At 38.0% G+C, this 17,674-nt stretch carries 22 protein-coding genes; 11 read left to right on the forward strand and 11 right to left on the reverse strand.

The features are described 5' to 3' along the window. Positions 1-16 precede the first annotated feature (16 nt). The 8 genes from GKO22_RS14225 to GKO22_RS14260 form a co-directional block, all read right to left on the reverse strand. Positions 17-514 carry a hypothetical protein gene (locus GKO22_RS14225; RefSeq protein ID WP_166336172.1) on the reverse strand — a complete coding sequence of 166 codons (498 nt, stop codon included), beginning with the start codon at positions 512-514 and terminating at the stop codon, positions 17-19. Between the two features lie 104 nt (positions 515-618). Continuing rightward, complete coding sequence (locus GKO22_RS14230) at positions 619-1,635, reverse strand: YihY/virulence factor BrkB family protein (protein ID WP_166336174.1); 1,017 nt, start codon at positions 1,633-1,635, stop codon at positions 619-621. Positions 1,636-1,771: 136 nt separating this feature from the next. Further along, complete coding sequence (locus tag GKO22_RS14235; protein WP_166336176.1) at positions 1,772-2,443, reverse strand: DUF6624 domain-containing protein; 672 nt, start codon at positions 2,441-2,443, stop codon at positions 1,772-1,774. A 122-nt stretch (positions 2,444-2,565) separates the two neighbouring features. Continuing rightward, the gene (locus GKO22_RS14240; protein WP_166336178.1) at positions 2,566-3,306 is read right to left on the reverse strand and encodes a DUF2490 domain-containing protein; all 741 of its coding nucleotides are present in this window, start codon (positions 3,304-3,306) and stop codon (positions 2,566-2,568) included. 169 nt (positions 3,307-3,475) lie between these two features. Beyond that, entirely contained in the window at positions 3,476-3,691 is a 216-nt protein-coding gene (locus GKO22_RS14245) for a hypothetical protein (protein WP_166336180.1), read from the reverse strand. Next, positions 3,688-4,011 (reverse strand): hypothetical protein, encoded by a 324-nt coding sequence (locus tag GKO22_RS14250; protein WP_166336182.1) that lies wholly within the window; start codon positions 4,009-4,011, stop codon positions 3,688-3,690. Before GKO22_RS14250 ends, GKO22_RS14245 begins: the two co-directional genes overlap by 4 nt. Next, complete coding sequence (locus tag GKO22_RS14255; RefSeq protein WP_166336184.1) at positions 4,008-4,484, reverse strand: lysozyme; 477 nt, start codon at positions 4,482-4,484, stop codon at positions 4,008-4,010. The genes GKO22_RS14250 and GKO22_RS14255 overlap by 4 nt, the downstream gene beginning before the upstream one ends. Before the next feature lie 86 nt (positions 4,485-4,570). Next, complete coding sequence (locus GKO22_RS14260) at positions 4,571-5,335, reverse strand: hypothetical protein (RefSeq protein WP_166336186.1); 765 nt, start codon at positions 5,333-5,335, stop codon at positions 4,571-4,573. Between the two features lie 580 nt (positions 5,336-5,915). Here GKO22_RS14260 and GKO22_RS14265 point away from each other — a divergent pair. Together GKO22_RS14265 and GKO22_RS14270 are read left to right on the forward strand one after the other, a co-directional pair. Then, positions 5,916-6,116 (forward strand): hypothetical protein, encoded by a 201-nt coding sequence (locus GKO22_RS14265; RefSeq protein ID WP_166336187.1) that lies wholly within the window; start codon positions 5,916-5,918, stop codon positions 6,114-6,116. Positions 6,117-6,222: 106 nt separating this feature from the next. Then, positions 6,223-6,588 (forward strand): group III truncated hemoglobin, encoded by a 366-nt coding sequence (locus tag GKO22_RS14270; protein ID WP_166336189.1) that lies wholly within the window; start codon positions 6,223-6,225, stop codon positions 6,586-6,588. A gap of 204 nt (positions 6,589-6,792) precedes the next feature. On the opposite strand, the gene GKO22_RS14275 is transcribed toward GKO22_RS14270, so the two are convergent. Further along, a complete protein-coding gene (locus tag GKO22_RS14275) occupies positions 6,793-7,932 on the reverse strand; it encodes a DUF4932 domain-containing protein (RefSeq protein WP_166336191.1) in 1,140 nt (379 codons plus the stop codon). A 276-nt stretch (positions 7,933-8,208) separates the two neighbouring features. On the opposite strand from GKO22_RS14275, the gene GKO22_RS14280 reads away from it, so the two are divergent. Continuing rightward, positions 8,209-9,072, forward strand: a complete 864-nt coding sequence (locus tag GKO22_RS14280) for an aminoglycoside 6-adenylyltransferase (RefSeq protein ID WP_394352164.1) — start codon at positions 8,209-8,211, stop codon at positions 9,070-9,072. A 145-nt stretch (positions 9,073-9,217) separates the two neighbouring features. Here GKO22_RS14280 and GKO22_RS14285 read toward each other — a convergent pair whose 3' ends face one another. Next, positions 9,218-10,207, reverse strand: coding sequence for a DUF6985 domain-containing protein (locus tag GKO22_RS14285; protein WP_166336195.1), 990 nt, complete (start codon positions 10,205-10,207; stop codon positions 9,218-9,220). Positions 10,208-10,442: 235 nt separating this feature from the next. Here GKO22_RS14285 and GKO22_RS14290 point away from each other — a divergent pair, with 235 nt between their 5' ends. The 6 genes from GKO22_RS14290 to GKO22_RS14315 all read left to right on the forward strand — a co-directional run bounded on the left by GKO22_RS14290 (position 10,443) and on the right by GKO22_RS14315 (position 13,978). Beyond that, positions 10,443-11,009 carry a Crp/Fnr family transcriptional regulator gene (locus tag GKO22_RS14290; protein WP_166336197.1) on the forward strand — a complete coding sequence of 189 codons (567 nt, stop codon included), beginning with the start codon at positions 10,443-10,445 and terminating at the stop codon, positions 11,007-11,009. A 346-nt stretch (positions 11,010-11,355) separates the two neighbouring features. Then, positions 11,356-11,715 (forward strand): LytR/AlgR family response regulator transcription factor, encoded by a 360-nt coding sequence (locus GKO22_RS14295; protein ID WP_166336199.1) that lies wholly within the window; start codon positions 11,356-11,358, stop codon positions 11,713-11,715. 143 nt (positions 11,716-11,858) lie between these two features. Continuing rightward, on the forward strand, positions 11,859-12,176 hold the full coding sequence (locus GKO22_RS14300; RefSeq protein WP_166336201.1) for a DMT family transporter: 318 nt from the start codon (positions 11,859-11,861) through the stop codon (positions 12,174-12,176). Positions 12,177-12,389: 213 nt separating this feature from the next. Beyond that, positions 12,390-13,394 carry an NAD(P)/FAD-dependent oxidoreductase gene (locus GKO22_RS14305; RefSeq protein ID WP_166336259.1) on the forward strand — a complete coding sequence of 335 codons (1,005 nt, stop codon included), beginning with the start codon at positions 12,390-12,392 and terminating at the stop codon, positions 13,392-13,394. Further along, the gene (locus tag GKO22_RS14310; protein ID WP_240920319.1) at positions 13,384-13,713 is read left to right on the forward strand and encodes a 2Fe-2S iron-sulfur cluster-binding protein; all 330 of its coding nucleotides are present in this window, start codon (positions 13,384-13,386) and stop codon (positions 13,711-13,713) included. Before GKO22_RS14305 ends, GKO22_RS14310 begins: the two co-directional genes overlap by 11 nt. A gap of 79 nt (positions 13,714-13,792) precedes the next feature. Then, a complete protein-coding gene (locus tag GKO22_RS14315) occupies positions 13,793-13,978 on the forward strand; it encodes a hypothetical protein (RefSeq protein ID WP_166336205.1) in 186 nt (61 codons plus the stop codon). A 1,217-nt stretch (positions 13,979-15,195) separates the two neighbouring features. Here the strand turns inward: GKO22_RS14315 and GKO22_RS14320 are convergent. Next, on the reverse strand, positions 15,196-15,582 hold the full coding sequence (locus GKO22_RS14320; RefSeq protein ID WP_166336207.1) for a winged helix-turn-helix transcriptional regulator: 387 nt from the start codon (positions 15,580-15,582) through the stop codon (positions 15,196-15,198). A gap of 116 nt (positions 15,583-15,698) precedes the next feature. Between GKO22_RS14320 and GKO22_RS14325 the strand changes: the two genes are divergently transcribed. Continuing rightward, positions 15,699-16,439 (forward strand): SDR family oxidoreductase, encoded by a 741-nt coding sequence (locus GKO22_RS14325; protein ID WP_166336209.1) that lies wholly within the window; start codon positions 15,699-15,701, stop codon positions 16,437-16,439. A 241-nt stretch (positions 16,440-16,680) separates the two neighbouring features. Then, a complete protein-coding gene (locus tag GKO22_RS14330; protein ID WP_166336211.1) occupies positions 16,681-17,262 on the forward strand; it encodes an SIP domain-containing protein in 582 nt (193 codons plus the stop codon). The last annotated feature ends 412 nt before the right edge of the window (positions 17,263-17,674 follow it).

The following is a 17,674-nucleotide window of genomic DNA, read 5'->3' on the forward strand; positions in this document are numbered from 1 at the left end:
ACCTTAACACATAGTATTACTTGCTGAGGTGTTGTTGCATATCTGCCGTGGTATTTACACCGTCGTAAAATTGGATTAGAGATCTATCCTTGGCAGAATAGATATACGTGGACGGGAAGTTCTGCGGATCGAAAAGTGTAATAAATTCACCCGTGGAATCTTGTAAAAAGATCACATTTGATTTCTGATCCAATCCTTTGGCATATTGCGCGGTATAGCGATCGACTCCCTCCTTCTCGCCCATCGAGATAAAGTAGAAAGACGTACTAGAGCTCCAGCTTTCCCAATTATTGGCAATATCGTAGCCCAACTCTTGGCAATGCCCGCACCCAGGATCATAAAAGATCAACACATTCACCCCTTCCGTCGACAAGGAATCTACCGTGAATTGGTTTCCATTATCATAACGGACAAACTGTTGAAATGCGGGCATCTGCTGAATGCTCTGTGCAACTCCGGTACTACTCCACAGAATAAAGATCAGCGTGGGCAGAAATATGTATTTGTAAAACATACGCATTGAGTTAGTGTGTATGCTCTAAAATTACGAGTAATTCGGGAGTTTTTGGAGGATTTGAAATGCAGCAGCTGTAAATATATGGCTACGTTTCTTAAACCCTATTCCGCTGTTTCTCGATTATCGCCCGGTTTTTCGGGTTTGTTGAGATCCTTTTCTTCCTCCGTCAATGGTGCTGGTGGTATTTCTTTTACTTCTTTCTCCGTTTCGGTAAGCTCTACATGCACGGCGAATTCCGATGGTTCGATTGGCACATTGTGAAAAGTTGCGTATTCACGCGTGTACACCGCCCCAAAATATAAAATAGCTGCGGTATAATACACCCAAAGCAAAATAAGCACAATCGCACTGGCGGCGCCATAGGTAGATTCAGTATCCGAACTATCGATATAAAAGCCAATGCCAAAGCGACCTAGTACAAATAACAAGGCCGTAAAAAATGCGCCTGAGGTAACGGTTTTCCAAGAAATCACGACATCCGGCAGCAACTTAAAGATCACCGCAAATAGAATGAAAACAATACCAAAAGAGATAGCGAAATTAATACCACTTACGAGGAATACCGTACTATCTGGCAGGAAACGTTGTAATCGATCAGTAAATGCCAATACCGCACCATTGATCACCAGGGAGACGACTAATAAGAAACCTAAGCCAATGACTAAAGAGGATGATAGCAAGCGATCTTTTAACATCTTCAACCAGCCTTTTTTTACTTTGGGGCGCACGTGCCAGATTTTATTGATGGTATTTTGAATATCGCCAAACACAGTCGTAGCACCGATCAGTAATGTCACAGCACTAATGACGAGGGTAATGCTTGATTTTCCCGATAGCGAAAGATTTTTGATCACTTCTTGCACCTGTAGTGCCGCACTTGCCCCTACCAAACCTCTCAATTCTTGAAAGACTTTGCCCTCAATGGCATCTTGACCAAGAAATATGCCCGCCAATGAAATCATCAAGACCAAGATGGGACCAAGCGAAAAAACAGTGTAGTACGCTAACGAAGCGCTATATTTCAGACAGTCCTCTTCGCCAAAACCCATCCCCGAGTTTTTTAAAATGGAAAAATGGTCTTTGAATATATTGCGTTTAGGTTGAGTTACTTCCGCCATAGTAGTGTAGATGTAGTGATAAAATGTATTTTTAAAGTAGATGTTATAGGTAGTAACCTCTTTACCTTATTAAAAGTTCATTTTTAAGCGAAAAAAAACCGAATAAAGATTTTCTATGATAGAATCATTCGGCTACCTACTCATACAGATTGGGAGCATGCATACCCTTTTTTTCATATTGCGCTTTGTTCATTTCAAAGTGCATCGTCGTCATCATATTGAGGTATTCTTTTAGCGTAGAGAGATCATATTGGCTTCTTAGTGCATCCACATTCGCCGAGTCTATCAATCCATATTTAGGAAAAGCCCTGCCCGTCGTGGCAACTTCATAATCTACTTGCGTTCCAAATTTTTGCTTCTTCTGGGCATTAGTCTGCACACGATCATACAGGTAGGCAAAGTTTTTGGCATTCGCATTGCCTCTGCTCACTTCTTTCTCCATATCCTTCAAGATGCGTTTTTGAAAGTCGGGAAATTCATCGCAGTGCTGCACTAGCAGCCAGAAATGTGTGGCGCCTTCTTGATCCACCTTATCAAAGCCCAAAAAGCCATATTGCTTGTACAATACTTCTAGCCTTTGCTTATTGGCGGTAAATACACTGTCTTTAAAAGTCTGCCATTCCTCTGTAGTCAATAACTTATAGTCACCTTTTGGTATATTGGCCGCTATCTGGTCGGTATCTACCATATCCCGCAGCTCTCTCTTTAAAGCTATCTTTTCATTGGTATCTAGTTGCTTTTTGCTGGCGCAAGACAAGAATAATACGATAAGTGGGAGCCACAAAAACTTACTTAAAGAGATGGTCATAATTAGCGTTTTAGGAATTGTAGATGTATGCAGATCGTAAGGTAGTGAATTAAGATGCCTATACAAAGAAACATGCTGCATTAGCTATTCCATATTGATGTGCCTTAGGCTATTCAGATCATTTATAGGGTCGTCTTGATGCGCAACTGAAAGATAAAACTGTGATTAGTATCCTGATAAGCATCATTCTGAATCTGATAATAGGATCCTAGCTCGATTTCATTGTTCCTAAAAATCTCAAAGCCAAAACCACCATAAGCACGATTTTGCTCAAACAGCTTATTGCCGGATAACGATCTACCGACCATATTGAGGAATAATTCATTTTCTAAAAAAACGTAGTCTATTCCAAGTATAAGTTTTGAAGACTGTTTTTTCCAATTTAGTGCATATCTGGAACGTAGCGAATAATCTGGCAGGACGGGTACATCAAAAAAACGTTGTTCGAGTCGCAGGCGCTGCTTGACGGTAGATGTTTCAGAAACATTAATAGCATGTTGTACTTGTTGAAAAAGTCGATTTTCAGTATAATAAAGATCTGGTGCTGCATAGTCGCTGTTCCACTGCCCAAGGTAGGCATAACCTGCACCAATAGTAAGATTGTCGACAATCTGATAATCTATCCAATTACGAAACAAGAGATCGCCAAAGCCGGCAAAATCATCCAACGAACGTACATGCAAATCAGTATTCAACTTCCAGCGATCATCCAAGCTGTGCGTATTTTCGAGATATAGCCATCCGACCTTGCTTGGACGATTATCCTGAGCATTTGAGGTAGAAAAGAGGATGACAACCACCATGGTAAGGAAAAAGCTGACGCTACGTTTGCTAAACGCAGTCGTACTAAAAGATGAATGCATAGGGATTGAGTTTCAGAGAATGCGCAAGCTACAAAAGTTATGTTGGAATACTAAAGGGATACAGGTAAATGTATGGTATTAATCGTCGGTGTCGTAGTACACAAATTATATCCGTAGGACATATCAAGCAGCCTCGCAATCTGAGGATTGCTAAAAAAACAACTCGTGTTTAAGGCGGCAGATCAACATCCCACATGATCTCGATTTTAGTAGATAATTGCTGTAATTGCTGCGATAAGCTATCGACCATAGGCTCAAGGCCATCTATTGGTCGGGCTATTCCGATGAGCACTGCAGGCACAGCATGTGATGATGCCACTGGAACCGATTGAAAGCCGATCTCCACGAGTAGTAGCGCAGCAGCTATCCATATCACCTTTTTCATAACGGCCTCCCCTTCTGTTTTTGCACCACACTATCTACAGCTACCACGGCGCTATCTACTTTATTAGCCGCTTCGGTCACCTTTTCTACTGCTGGTCGTATTTCCTGAATAATTTGTTGATACAATCCTCTCTGTAGTTCCAGCATTTTCTCATTGAGTTGTCTTTCCGTATCGCGCGAATCCTTGTTCAGATCTACGATATAATAAAATACCAGATTGAACACCGTCACGATCACGACCATTGCATACGATACCGGATGGTTGGCCACCTGCGCCAAGGATGGGCGTACGGCGTCATTAGGTTGTTGTTGCTCTTTCATCGTGTTTGGTTTTTAAGGTTATAAGGCCTGAAATATAAGGCTGCCTCTGCTTGGCGCCGATTAGTAAGCCCCTCCAGCACACGCCCTGCAGCTTGATTCCATCGCGTAAATTCTGAGCGAATGCTCGGATTACTTGGATCTAGGTTCACCTTACGTCTTAGGGTAGATTTGGCTAGATTTCCTGCCCCTAAGTTGTAGGTAAAGCTTACCAATGCATCAAACTGGTTTTGGTTCAGCGGAGCGGTGATGAGGCGGTGCACATCGGCCTCGTAATTTTGCGTCAATAATTGCAGCAATAATTCGTCTGCCTGAGCGATTGTGATTGATTCATCTTGTGTGGTTACCCGTACTCCTCCAGGGTAACGGATAAAGCCGTACCCAATCGTAGGTATACCGATCGGATCTAAATAGGGTGTGGAAGAGAATCCCTCCCACTTTTTGATCAATGCTAATCCTATTTCTGATGTTTTCATGATGCCTCCTTTGTTTTTTAGTCATGGTCTACATGGCGAATAAGGTACGCCGCCGCATCGGGCGGCGCACCTTATTTGCGTTTTACCTATTCCTCAGGTAAATCTACCTGCACGATAGAAAGGGCATTGTGTATCCCCTTATTCAGCGAAAAAAACATTCTGTTTACCTGCTGATAGATGGATATGCCCACTACAGTGTACACCACTTCTGCCGATGGCGTAGGTATTAGCGAATACAAGTCTGCCCCTCCATACAGACCGATTAGTGGGATGTAATCGGTTTCTGCGATCATTGGTTGGGGTAGCACCAGATCGGTATCAGGTAGTATCGCCGCCGCCATGCTGAAACGTATATGCGTAGCATCTTGGAACAGATATACATCTACCCGCGGATCGAATGGTGGTACGACCAACTTAACTGTGCCCGTTTCCCGATCCAACGAAGCCTCTAAAGGCGCTGAAAAAACCGCCGATAGATTGCTATAGCGATTGAATTCGAACCCTTGCAGCGACTTCGCATTCTCCGGTCGGAATGTTCGGCTACCGCGCACGCTTTCCGAGTCGCGCTTTTGGATGCGATATACTAAAGACAACAATCTGTTACCCATCGATCCATCTGCCGTTCCTCTGGATAAATTGTTGAGCTGCCTCCGGATTTGCCGAGACTTGTTAGAAGCAGTTCCAAACTCGCGCATGTTTTCACGCGTTCGTACAAAGTTGGGATCTTTCATGATCCGATCTTTGCTCACTCCACCTTTTGTGCGGACTTCGTACCCTCTGGTACGGTGTTTTGAGAAGGATAAATCCCCGATTACTCCTCTCATTTTCAAGAAACTTTCTTGCTTTGCCATAATATATTTTTTTAGTGTATCCAAAGATGTAGGCAATTGGAAAGTAGCATGGCACGATTGGACACTTTTGGCAGCAATTGGCAGCAATAGGTTACACATGGCAACATACGGTATCAAATGTCTCAAAGTGACACAAAATGGCAAGATATGGCACAAAATGATCCATGCAAGGTTGTCTATAGATTGGACATTGCTTCGCGTCAGATAGACATCTACTCTGCCTTCGATTCACCTTTAGTGTACTAATGATTCACCTTATAGGCGGTAGGCACTCGGATACCACACCTAGCTATCCTTAGCATAAGCCGTAGCGTAGACGGCCGGATGGTGAAGAATAATCTTTGGAAGATAAGCGACTGAAATAGTATTGATTACGTAAAAATATTGTTATAAGAATTAAAATTAATTTTTTATAAATATATTTACCTATAACAGCGAATTACTGCTCATGGAAACTGCGAGAGACGGAAGAAAAATGTGATTGTAGAGCGGTATTGTTCCTATCATGCTTAGGGATCCTTGATCCTATTTTTAGTGGATGCCTATTGGTTGATTTATTCGGTACTTTAATTGACTACATATGAACACAACTCCTCATCGTCTGGTTATATATCCTCAGGATATCGCCTTGATACTAAACGTCAGCATTCGCCAAGCATATCGCTACTACCGTGTTGTACGCGCTGCTTATCGAAAATCGGATCATCATTTACTCACTGCTGAAGAATTTGCCGCCTACTACGACATTCCGGTAGAAGCTGTTCGTAAGCATCTCAAATGATGGATATAGACCGTAGCAAAGGACTACGTTATCATGTATTAATATATTCCTATATTAGTCCTATTATCTATTGTACTAGGTAATGTAATTGTTAATCAGCTTGTGCATGAAAACAGATATTCTCAGTCTCAGCGATATAAAACTCTTGGTGGATTCATTTTATGTGGAGGTGGAAAATGATGATTTGATAGGCCATATTTTTCTGGGGGCTATCCACGAATGGCCTGTACATTTGGAAAAAATGTACGCCTTTTGGCAAACGCTTCTATTGGAAGAACATACGTACAACGGCAATCCATTTCCAGCGCATGCTCAGCTCTCGATCAATAGTACGCATTTCGACCGCTGGCTAGCAATCTGGTGCCGCACCGTCGACACGCATTTTGAAGGGAAGCTGGCCGAGGAGGCAAAATGGAGAGCGGAAAAAATGGCGACGATCTTTAACTCGAAATTGAAGTTTATGAGAGGGTGATGCTGGGGTTAGCCTACAGGGAGTCACCATTGAATATATTATATCATAAATTGAACACTGATGTATAAAAACGTTCGTTTTGTGAGACAGGTTTTAACAGGCGAACGTCTTTATCTGCTATTCGATTATGAAGCTTGGACGATGTATGTTTTCAATATCTACCTAGAAAAAACACTATCAGATTGTACTTTCAGCAAATTATGACTATTGGCTCTCGCACCAATCCAATAGTGGTGTATAAAGATCTTCAATTTTTGCGTATTTGCCACTCTCATATAGGTCTAGTAATTTCTGATTGAATTCTAATGCTTTTGGAAAACCTTTTAAAATCATTCGATCGTTCACATGATTCACCATTTTATGGAAAAGATCTTGATCGTCCTTTATCTTATCATAAGAATAAAGTATAAATAGTCCCCATGTTAGATATTCATCAAAAACTTTTAAGGCATTTGGATAATGTTCAACAGTCTTATTACTACTGTCTACCCATTTTGAACGATTACTAAATATTAAATTCAATCGGTTTAAATAGCGATCACTTACAGGACCTACATAGTTATGGTCAATTTCCGTAAAAATTATCCTTACATTCCTTAATTTTTGATACTTTTCACCCCAATCATTATTCTTATAAATGGTTGGTACAAAAAGTAGCATTTCTTTAAAACCTTCATCAGTAAATGTATGCGTCGCATTCATCCCAGCTATTAAAGGTGATGTAAGTATGCGGTAACTATTTATTTTATAATCAAATCGGTTTTCTAACCACTCCTTTTGCTTGTCAACGGTAGCGTAGCTCTCATACTCAGATTTTAATTTGTCGTAATACTTTTGGTTATCATCGTAAAATTTTCGATAACTTGCTTTTGTCACGAATTCTTCTAAAGATGTAAGGTGTGTGATTATAGGATTAACAGCGATTTCATAATTACCTATTCCTTTGCCCGGAAAATTGTAAACGTTGGTAGGGATTAGCTTATTGTTATCGAACGTAAAGCCATATGCATTTGCTGATAGCAGAAAATAGTTCACAAGACTTTCTCGAAGTAACTTATCAAATTCTTTTACCACGCGCAGTTCTGCAAATGGTGAAAAATGTGTTTGAACGCTGTCATAATAACTGGATTCATGTTTCACCATATTAGAATTCTCTTTTGCAAAATCTGTTAGTGACAGTATGATGTAGATAAGTTCTTGCGCTTCATTAATTTCTATAGTTGTTTTCCCATTATTTCGTTCCATATATTCTTTATCAAAAACAACGTCCTTTTCTTGAGAAAACAGATGGTTTGATAAGATTAAAAGTACTGCCGTGACAGCTATTTGTATTCGAATATTCATAATGAGGATAAAGATAGTCTAAATGCTATTGATGGCATCTTAAACAAAGATAATAGTTTGATATCTATATTTAATTGTGAAAATTATCGATTCGTAGAATTTATTCAAATTCATTCGTTTATTGAGATTTTTCTAATGGAGTTTTCAAAAACCCAAACATTGAGTTTAATGATCTCCGCTATTCGTTGCTGGTCATCCCAGTAATGAAATCAACTGTACATGTAGAAACTGTATATGATTCTCAAATTTTGTTTTTATCATTAATTTTGATGCATGATATCATCCAGAGAAATACTTCTTGATCAGATTACTCTTTGGGTAAAGCGTACCCCGGAGATACGTATAATGTTGTTGACCAGTTCGATGGTGAGCGAAATAGCTGTTCCAGATGAATTTAGCGATCTGGATATCGAACTTGTTGTCAGTAATAGTAAAGAGTTTCTAAAATCAGACAATTGGCTTGGAAACTTTGGAAAAGTTATTGCCAAAATATCAGATAATGAAAATTCATTTGAAGGTAGATATGCAATTAAGATGGTGCTTTACGATAATGATGTGAAGGTTGATTTCAAAGTTTACAGTATTCCCGCCTTCGAGGAGGAGGTTAATAGAGTTGATTTACCTATGGACTGGGATATTGGTTATAAAGTTCTGGTTGATAAAGATCAGCTTACTAATGCACTTAAACCAGCTACCTATAATTCAGCTATAATAAAAAAACCAGATTCAATAGAATTTTCTAAATTATTAAATGACATTTGGTGGGACATGACATATGTAGCAAAATGCTTAAAACGTGATGAAATATTCTATGCAAAGTTTGTGAGTGAGAGTATTATGAGGTCACAATATTTAGTGCCGCTGATTGAATGGTATATTTCTAATCAAAATGGCTGGAAGGTAGGTACAAATAAGCACGGAAGATTTTTTAAAAAGTATATTTCAGAGGACCTGTGGAATAAAATTACAGCTACCTTCTCTGGATCAGATATCGAAGAAAATTGGTTGTCTTTATTTGCTTACGCGGATATTACGCATAAATTGGGAACAGAATTAGCAGAGTCGTTGAATTATAAATATCCGAATAATTTGGAAGCCGATATCCGTAAATACATAGTTAGTATTAAGGAGAAAAAATAGTTAATGGCAATCTGTTGTCCTGAGATTAGTTCGTTTTGTGAGACAAATCAACGTTCTTAAGTTGAGTGAATCACATCGGTTTTATACTGAGTTTACTTTGTAACTAGTATCGTTGGATGGAAAAATTAAACTAATTTTTTCTGCATCAAAGAATCATTCCATCTCCTTGATAGCCCAAGATATCGCCATCTTCAGCACTAACTCTGATTAATTTACCCTGCTTGTTGAAGACAAGTTGTAGACCATGCTCCGTCTCCCAGTCGCACTCACAGCTAAGGATTAGGTATACTTGGTGATCTTCATAAGGCTCTCGACTTATAAAACATTGATTGTACCGCACATGATGCCATATCTCCTCTTGATTTTTAATTTCCCAAAGTGCTGCATCCTGATCGTTGTAACCAATTGCATCTAGAAACTCCATACAATTCTTATATATGTGTGTTGAGGCAGACTCACGATCTGCGGCATTAAGCGATAGGAAGCTGCGGGTAACCTCGTCTGCCTCCGAAATAAATGCTTCGTCTTCTCCCGGATTAAAATCAATAAAAGTAAAAACAAGTTCCTGTCCATCGATATAGGGTACAGAAATGCTTCTGGAATGCCACCAGTCGTCAAAATGTTGATCTTGTTGTAATACACCAATTATTTCCGAAAACACCTCTGTGACATCGATCTTAGCACGTTGTACAGTCTGAATAGTATTTTCTAAACTTTTGAACGTTTGCAACTTTCCTTCTTCATCCAGGGGCGCGGTGCTGTTACCAAATTTTTGATAAAGTTCAGTAATGTTAGTGGTTCGGCTAATTCCATCAGCTATGATGGTGAGAACTGCTTTGCCCGTGTTGTCATCTATTTTTGCTTCTACACCCACATAATCTAGTGAAGTAGGCAAATCAAAGAAAGAGTAGCTTGTAGCATCATAGTAAGCCAGACAAATACGATAAGTGTCCGAACTGTAATCCGGGTGATCTGGACTGCAGTTAAGCGACAGATGATATTTGCGAATTATAAATAGGATGTCGCCTTCTGTATCAGTTGCTGCAAGGGGATTTTTAAGCGCATATTCTTTAATGCGTTTTTTATTTCCGAATAGTATATCTTCGTTTGGTTTATCTATTTCCCATCCATTCATAAATAAATGATTATGTATCACAGCATAATAACGAAAATTGAGTTGACATTGTTGTGTTTAACCATAGTTTGAGAACGTTTAGATGTCGTGAATTTATTCTTTCTTTGCTTATTATGGTTATACAAATTGTCAAATCACTCGTTTTGTGGTTCATTTTATCTCAAATTTCAAACTTATTTATGCTATTGTTTGGATATGATTCAATTTGTATTTTTAATCCCATATCACTAATAATATGATTGATCTAGAGAATATTATACATGCAATTTATCCAGTTTCCGCGGAAGCAAAAGAGCTCATCATTCAAACTGCCAAACCAGTGAATTTCAAGAAGGGATCTGTATTAATCAATCATAAGAAAGTAAATAACAAATTCTATTTTATCAGTAAGGGACTGGTAAGGGGGTTCACAACGATCGAGGAAGAAGAGGTTACTTTCGCATTTTTTAAAGAGGGTGACGCAGTAGCATCAATCAATAGTTATGTAAATAATGAACCTGGATATGAGATTATGGAGGTTTTAGAGGATAGTTTATTGTTTGAACTAGATTCTAGGCATCTTCAAAAGTACTACATATCCGAAATTGAAGTTTCAAACTGGGGGAGAAAGCTTGCGGAAAAACAGATGATTTTGTTAGAAAAAAGGTTGATTATATTTCAATTCTATAACGCCGCCGACAGATACATCAAATTGTTAGAGACATCTCCCGAGATTATACAAAGAGTCCCATTAAAATATATCGCCTCCTTTCTTGGTATAAACCAGGCAAGTTTGAGCCGTATCAGAGGCGATGTCAGATGATCAATTATTTTTAACATTTGCAAAATATTAATGACGATCCCTTCATTAATTTTGATGTCAATTTATAGGGTGGTAGATGGCCTTGATTAAATCTGTAATTTTAAAATTTACAAGCCATAATTTTCTTCGTCAATCTCATTAGTGCTTTTTCATACTGATTTAGCTAATAGGTTTGAGAATAGTTTATCTATGCTTGAAATAAGAAAATAACTCAGAGCGGTGCAATCCAACACCTTTGATTTACAGATTTCGCATCGATCGTATGATTATCAAAGAAGATATCTCGCCTTTAATTTGCTCCAATTTAGCATCAACCTATAAAGCAGATGTAGATTAAAGCGAAGCTATGAGAGAAATAATGATAATTGAGGATGAGCAAATTAATGCAAATCGTTTACGTCGATTAATAAATGCAACGCTCGAAAAGGCCAGATTTTTACCAGTGCTTGATAGCGTACAAGATGCTTTAGTCTGGTTTAAAAGAAATGCACAGCCTGATCTAATTTTTATGGACGTCCGATTGTCAGATGGTTCAGCACTTGAAATATTAAGTCAAATAAATTTTGAATGCCATGTAGTGATAGCGACAGCCTATCCTGAAAATTATTTAGCCTATTTCGGCCCAACTAAACTATTACACCTCAATAAACCAATATTCCAAGATGATCTATTGTCACTATTTAAGGATTTGGGGTGGATAGAATGATACATATTCTTCAGGCAATATAAATGAGAAAATATTAGTCCTAAAGAGAGATTATCAAAGTTTTTTTAACATTTGCAAAATCTATCGCTAAAAAAACGGCCTACCTTTGTTTTAATAATTTAGTGTAATATAACTGTTTAGATATGAATTGGTTTGCATTGATTTTGGCCGGCATTTTTGAAATTGGGTGGCCACTTGGACTGAAAATGGCACAAAGTGCTCCCTCTGGTAAATTGGGCTGGGTAGCGTTGGCAGTAGTTAGCATGGGTATAAGTGGTATGCTTCTTTTTTATGCACAAAAGTCCATCCCTATAGGTACTGCATATGCCGTGTGGACAGGTATAGGTGCTGTTGGAACTTTGGCTATAGGAATTATATTTTTCAACGACTCGGCAAGTACTTTGAGATTGCTATCTGCCTTATTTATAGTTGCTGGAATTATTGGGCTGAAGGTTTTTTAGAAAGTAATAGTTCTTTGAAATCTTTCGTTCTAATGCTTTTAATATTTAAAGAAATTAGCTATATCAAATACATAGCCTAATATCTTCTATATTTATCTTGCCAAATTCCATCCCATTTAACTTATTCCAAGCTTTAAGATGAGGTATGCCATAAAATGCCAGAGCATTTAATGGCATACCTCCGATATAATATATAAGTACATGATCAAAATGATTATAGAAACTGATATCTGTATTATCGGCGCTGGTCCAGTCGGTTTATTTGCTGTTTTTGAGGCCGGGTTGCTTAAAATGAGATGCCATTTAATTGATGCACTTTCCCAAGCAGGAGGGCAATTGACGGAGATATATCCCAAAAAGCCTATTTACGATATACCAGGATATCCAGTAATAACTGCAGAGCAGCTCATAAAAAACCAATTGGAACAGATAGCCCCATTTAAACCTACGTTTAGTTTAGGTGAACGTGTCGAAGAACTACGAAAGCAGGACAGCGGCAGCTATGAGGTTATAGGCTCACTTGGCACCGTCATTAAGTGTCAAGTAGTGGTAATTGCGGGTGGACTGGGGTGTTTTGAGCCTAGATTGCCCGAGGTCAAAAATTTAGACAGGTATTATCCTAACTATGTTCATTACATGGTTAAAGATCCACATCACTTTAGGGGTAAAAAGATAGTTATTGCTGGTGGAGGAGATTCTGCTATGGATTGGACAAACTATTTAGCAGACATTGCCGGTGAAATTACTTTAGTTCATCGAAGCAACACTTTTAGAGGTTCACCAGATTCTGCTTCCAAAATATACGACTTAGAAAAAAAGGGCATACTTAAATTACTGCTCTCACACCGTCTTGATTCATTAGAAGGCACAGACCAGCTACAAAGATTGAATATGACAGATCACAATAACGACCCCGTGTCAGTTGATTGTGATCATTTTATTGCCTTATATGGGTTGAGTCCTAAATTGGGTCCCATAGCTCGGTGGGGCTTAGATTTAAGCATGAATTCTATCCTAGTGGATACTAAGGATTACAGCACAAACGTAGAACGCATATATGCTATCGGTGATATCAATTCATATCAAGGGAAACTCAATTTGATCTTGTGTGGATATCACGAGGCGGCACTGATGGCTCAAAGTGCCTTTAAGTACGTTTATCCTGATAAAAGATTATCATTCAAGTATACTACAGTAAATGGAATCAATGAATTTTAAAAATATAAACATTGAAGTTATAGATCGAGATGGATCTTTGAAGAAGTCCTTAATCGAAGTAGATATCGAAGATAATTTAATGGAAATCCTAAAAGCAGGTAACTATGAAATGAGAGCTACCTGTGGAGGTATGGGATTATGTGCAGATTGTCATTGTGAAATTTTGTCCGGTATGGATCACTTTCCTCCTCCTACTGATCAAGAATATGAAACATTAGATACCTTGCCAATAATATTTAACAATAGCAGATTGGCTTGCCAGATTAAAAAGGGTGATTACTTATCCAATACAAAAATCAGGCTTATAAATCCGTCTTAAAACAGCTACGAATTGTTTCATTGGCTTGTATACGATCATTTGTAAGAACTGTGTCCATTTGGCAATTAGCATTTATACTATGAGTAATAAACTAGGTTTCGATTTGGGAATTGCATTCATTGCGCTTCCAATTGGACTAGCATTGTTAAGAGAATTTAATTTTAAAAATTTAGCATTTGACAATACCTCTTTAGGAATGCTATACTTCATTGCATTTGTTGTAACAATATATTTTATGTTAAAAAAGAAATCCTCAACGAAGTAGGATTTCTTCGATTGCGAGACAAATGCTCAGACTTACTGTGTGAGTCTTATCTATTTTGTGAATGTAAATTTTCGAGGGCGCTTACAATTCGTTCGTTTTGTGAGACACATTAGTTTTGCAGAACACTTGTAACGAAGAATGGCATTAACTTTGCAAATATCTATATAGGTTAATAATTGGTTAGTAAAATAAAACGCCTGAAGTTCCCCACTTCAGGCGTTTTTTATGCTTTAAATAATTATCTGGTCTTTACTGTAGACTAGTGAACGATCAATAACCAAGTAATTTTAAGCACCACTTATGACTTAATCTATAAGTTCGTTTTTTGGGACTATTTATGGATTGCTTAGAAACATCTCACTTTTATAATTTATATAAAAAAGTGCCGATTGCCATTTTGAAATTTTGTCTAGCGTGAGCGACCTTCCACCTCCTACTGATCAAGAGTATGAAACATTGGATAGCTTACCGATGATACTTCCCAATAGTAGGTTAGCTTGCCAAATTTTAAAGGGTGATTACTGATCCAATATAAAATTAAGGATTATAAATCCATCATAAAAAGTTTTAAAAACCTAAGTTTATATTGGTTTTATGAAACAATAAGTTGCCCTAAACGATATGAGTTGCTTCCGGCGGAATATCAAAACTAAATATGGAGCCTTTGCTCTCTTCACTCTTAACCTAGATCTTGCTGTCGTGGCGACGCAGGATTTCCTACAAGATATAGACCTATCCCAAATCACGCTATATGCTGACTTTGTTCGTTTTCAACTCGATAGAACTGCTGGAATAATCTTTTTTTATCCGCTTTGCTGATACCAATACCAGTTCCTTAACAAATACATTCACGCTTCCATCTAGCTTTTTATCACAGAACAGAGTTATTGTTCCTCCCTGCGGAGAGTACTCATCGCGTTGCTTACCAGATTTATCAATATATGCCCTATCTTGTCCCAGTCCGCAAAAACCTCAATTGACTCACAATCGATAAGCTGGATAGCATGCTTCTGTGTTAACAACTTTGTATCTCCCAAGATTTCCTGTATCAGGGCAGCAAGAAGAAATGTTCCTTATTGAGTGGGATCTCGCCTTCATCCATACGAACCAGATTTAGAAATCGTGTATCATTGAGGTCTCATTTTATGACAATTAGGACACATTAACTTTCTATTTTGGATACTGAAAAATGACTTTTTGCAATTATGCATTTATCGTTAAATATTACATTGCGTCGGGCCATTAATAATTTGGCTATTACTTTTTCCGAGAGCTAAATCTAATACAGACCGATTATCCTCGCCCCACCGTTCCAAGCTGATGATCAAAGGCAACAAACTATTTCCCAAAGCCGTTAACTTATATTCTACTTTAGGGATTTTAGTACCGAAAGACAATTTCTCTACAAACCCATGTTGTACCAATTCATCTAATTGCTTGGTCATCACCCGCCTATCTACAGCCATTGTCTTCTGCAATGCTCCCGGCCTTTTTACATCCTCTGATATGTAATAAATCAACATTAGCTTCCACTTGCCATTCAACAGTTCCTTGAACACGTGTAAGCCGCACTCCGTTCTAATAGGGATTTTCTTCTTGTACATCGCTTGTCAATCAATTGTCATATCAAGTACGCACAAATTTATGCGTACTTGATATGGGGTAAGTAACGAAATATTTTTGTTTCAAATTTATTAAAGAAACAATAAAAGATTTAAAAATGAATTTCACAGACAAAAATGTAGTAATAACGGGTGGCAGCACAGGAATTGGACTTGCAACTGCAAAAGCATTCATCAATTCGGGGGCAAACGTCTGGATTACAGGCAGAAGTGTTAATAACTTACAAAAGGCAACTGAAGAAATCGCCAGTCCAAACTTGAAAACGGTTGTTTCTGATACGTCAAATTTAGCTGGCATTACACTTCTAGAAAAAACAATTGTAGATAGCGGACATACAATTGATGTACTTTTCCTAAATGCCGGAATGTTTGCTTTTTCATCAATTGAACAAACAGCAGAAGCAGTTTTTGATGCTCAATTCAATACCAATGTCAAGGGTGCTTACTTTACTTTACAAAAGTTAATTCCACATTTAGTAAACGGATCTGCTGTATTGTTTAATTCATCAGTAGTAGCAACTGCCACAAATATAGGAGCCAGTGTATATTCAGCCACTAAAGCAGCAGTTAGCAAAATTGCTCAAATTGCAGCGAACGAATTAGCAGATAGAAAAATCCGTGTCAATATTGTTAGTCCTGGACCAACTTCGACACCAGGTTTTGAGGCTATTCCGGGAGGCGCCGAGGAAATGGCTGTTGCTGCTACAGCACTACAAAGAATGGGCAACCCTGACGAAATCGCAAAGGCTATATTATTTTTAGCTTCTGATGACGCAAGTTTTGTGACTGGAGCAGAGCTATTAGTGGATGGGGGCTACATCAACTACGCGCTTAAATAAGTACAGGTATTCATCTAATCTATTATCATTATTCCACATAATTAATGTTAATAGGGGCATTGTAATAAGAAAGCAGCCTTTCGGCTGCTTTCTGTAATTTGTTAATATGGGTTCGTTTTTAGAGATAGTTTTTGCTTGATAAAAGATGATAGAATTAATAAGTGATCTGTCCACATATTGCCGCTATTCGTTGGACAAATCAACTAAACGGTATATGTAACTTTGTATAAAAGCAATCAAGTTGGCAAATATATTAAAAAAGGTCACTAATGATATAGTTGAAGCGCTATGTTCTTCTGGAAGGGTGTTAGCTATACGTGTTTGGCAACCAGCATACATGTACGAGATAGATGTTTATATTCCATCTATTAACATGTCTAGTTGGAATACTGTTAAACGTCTAAAATGTAGGGTAGAACTGCTAACTTATAGAGATTATACTCCGGCCAATTGGCTGCCCGATAAAAATATATGTACTCTTTATATCGAAGCAGGACATGACGGGCCTGGTAGTCGCTGGGTAAAGAAGCTTAAAATTGGGGACGAAATCCTCTTCGGTGCAGCTCACGCCATGAATCCACCGTCACGAAGTGAGAACATATTATGCCTTGGCGATGGTAGTGCCCTAGGTCACTTTATGGCATTAAGTCAAATAGTCAAGCAAAAAAATATTCAAATAGATACTGCAATTTGTTTGAGTTACAAATTTGATATCCCAATTGCATCTGCCGTTCATCGGTATTCCTTTGGATGTAAGGGTGAAAAGTGTTGCTCGATTATTTCTGCAACAATTGATAAGTCATCTCCCAAACCGCAAAATTAAGTTTGATATAGATGGTTTTTAAGAATAAAAGTGGAAAAGTATCATAAGCTACCAACATTGCTCAAATAAATACATATGGTCACCACTGCGAATTGCTTGATAGATTTTAGATGAAGATTCTGGAAAAGCAGTTAACAGCATTTTTTAAGCTGATGAGTTTAAGGTTGACTTTTGACACAGCTCACTTTATTAACATCAATTGAATCTATTATTTTTGTCCCAATCACTCATTTTTTAGCGGTTTTTAAAATGATTCTAAAATCAACCTGCTACCTGAGTACTTAATATAATCTTATAATTTAGCACTATGGTGCATATACATCAATACACTTATACACTGTTACATCATTCTTACTTGTGAATACATCTTTATACTATAGCGACTTTGTGCCGTGATATTTATATAGATGGT

The sequence above is a fragment of the Sphingobacterium chungjuense genome (assembly GCF_011316935.1).
In the GTDB taxonomy this organism is placed as follows: domain Bacteria; phylum Bacteroidota; class Bacteroidia; order Sphingobacteriales; family Sphingobacteriaceae; genus Sphingobacterium; species Sphingobacterium chungjuense.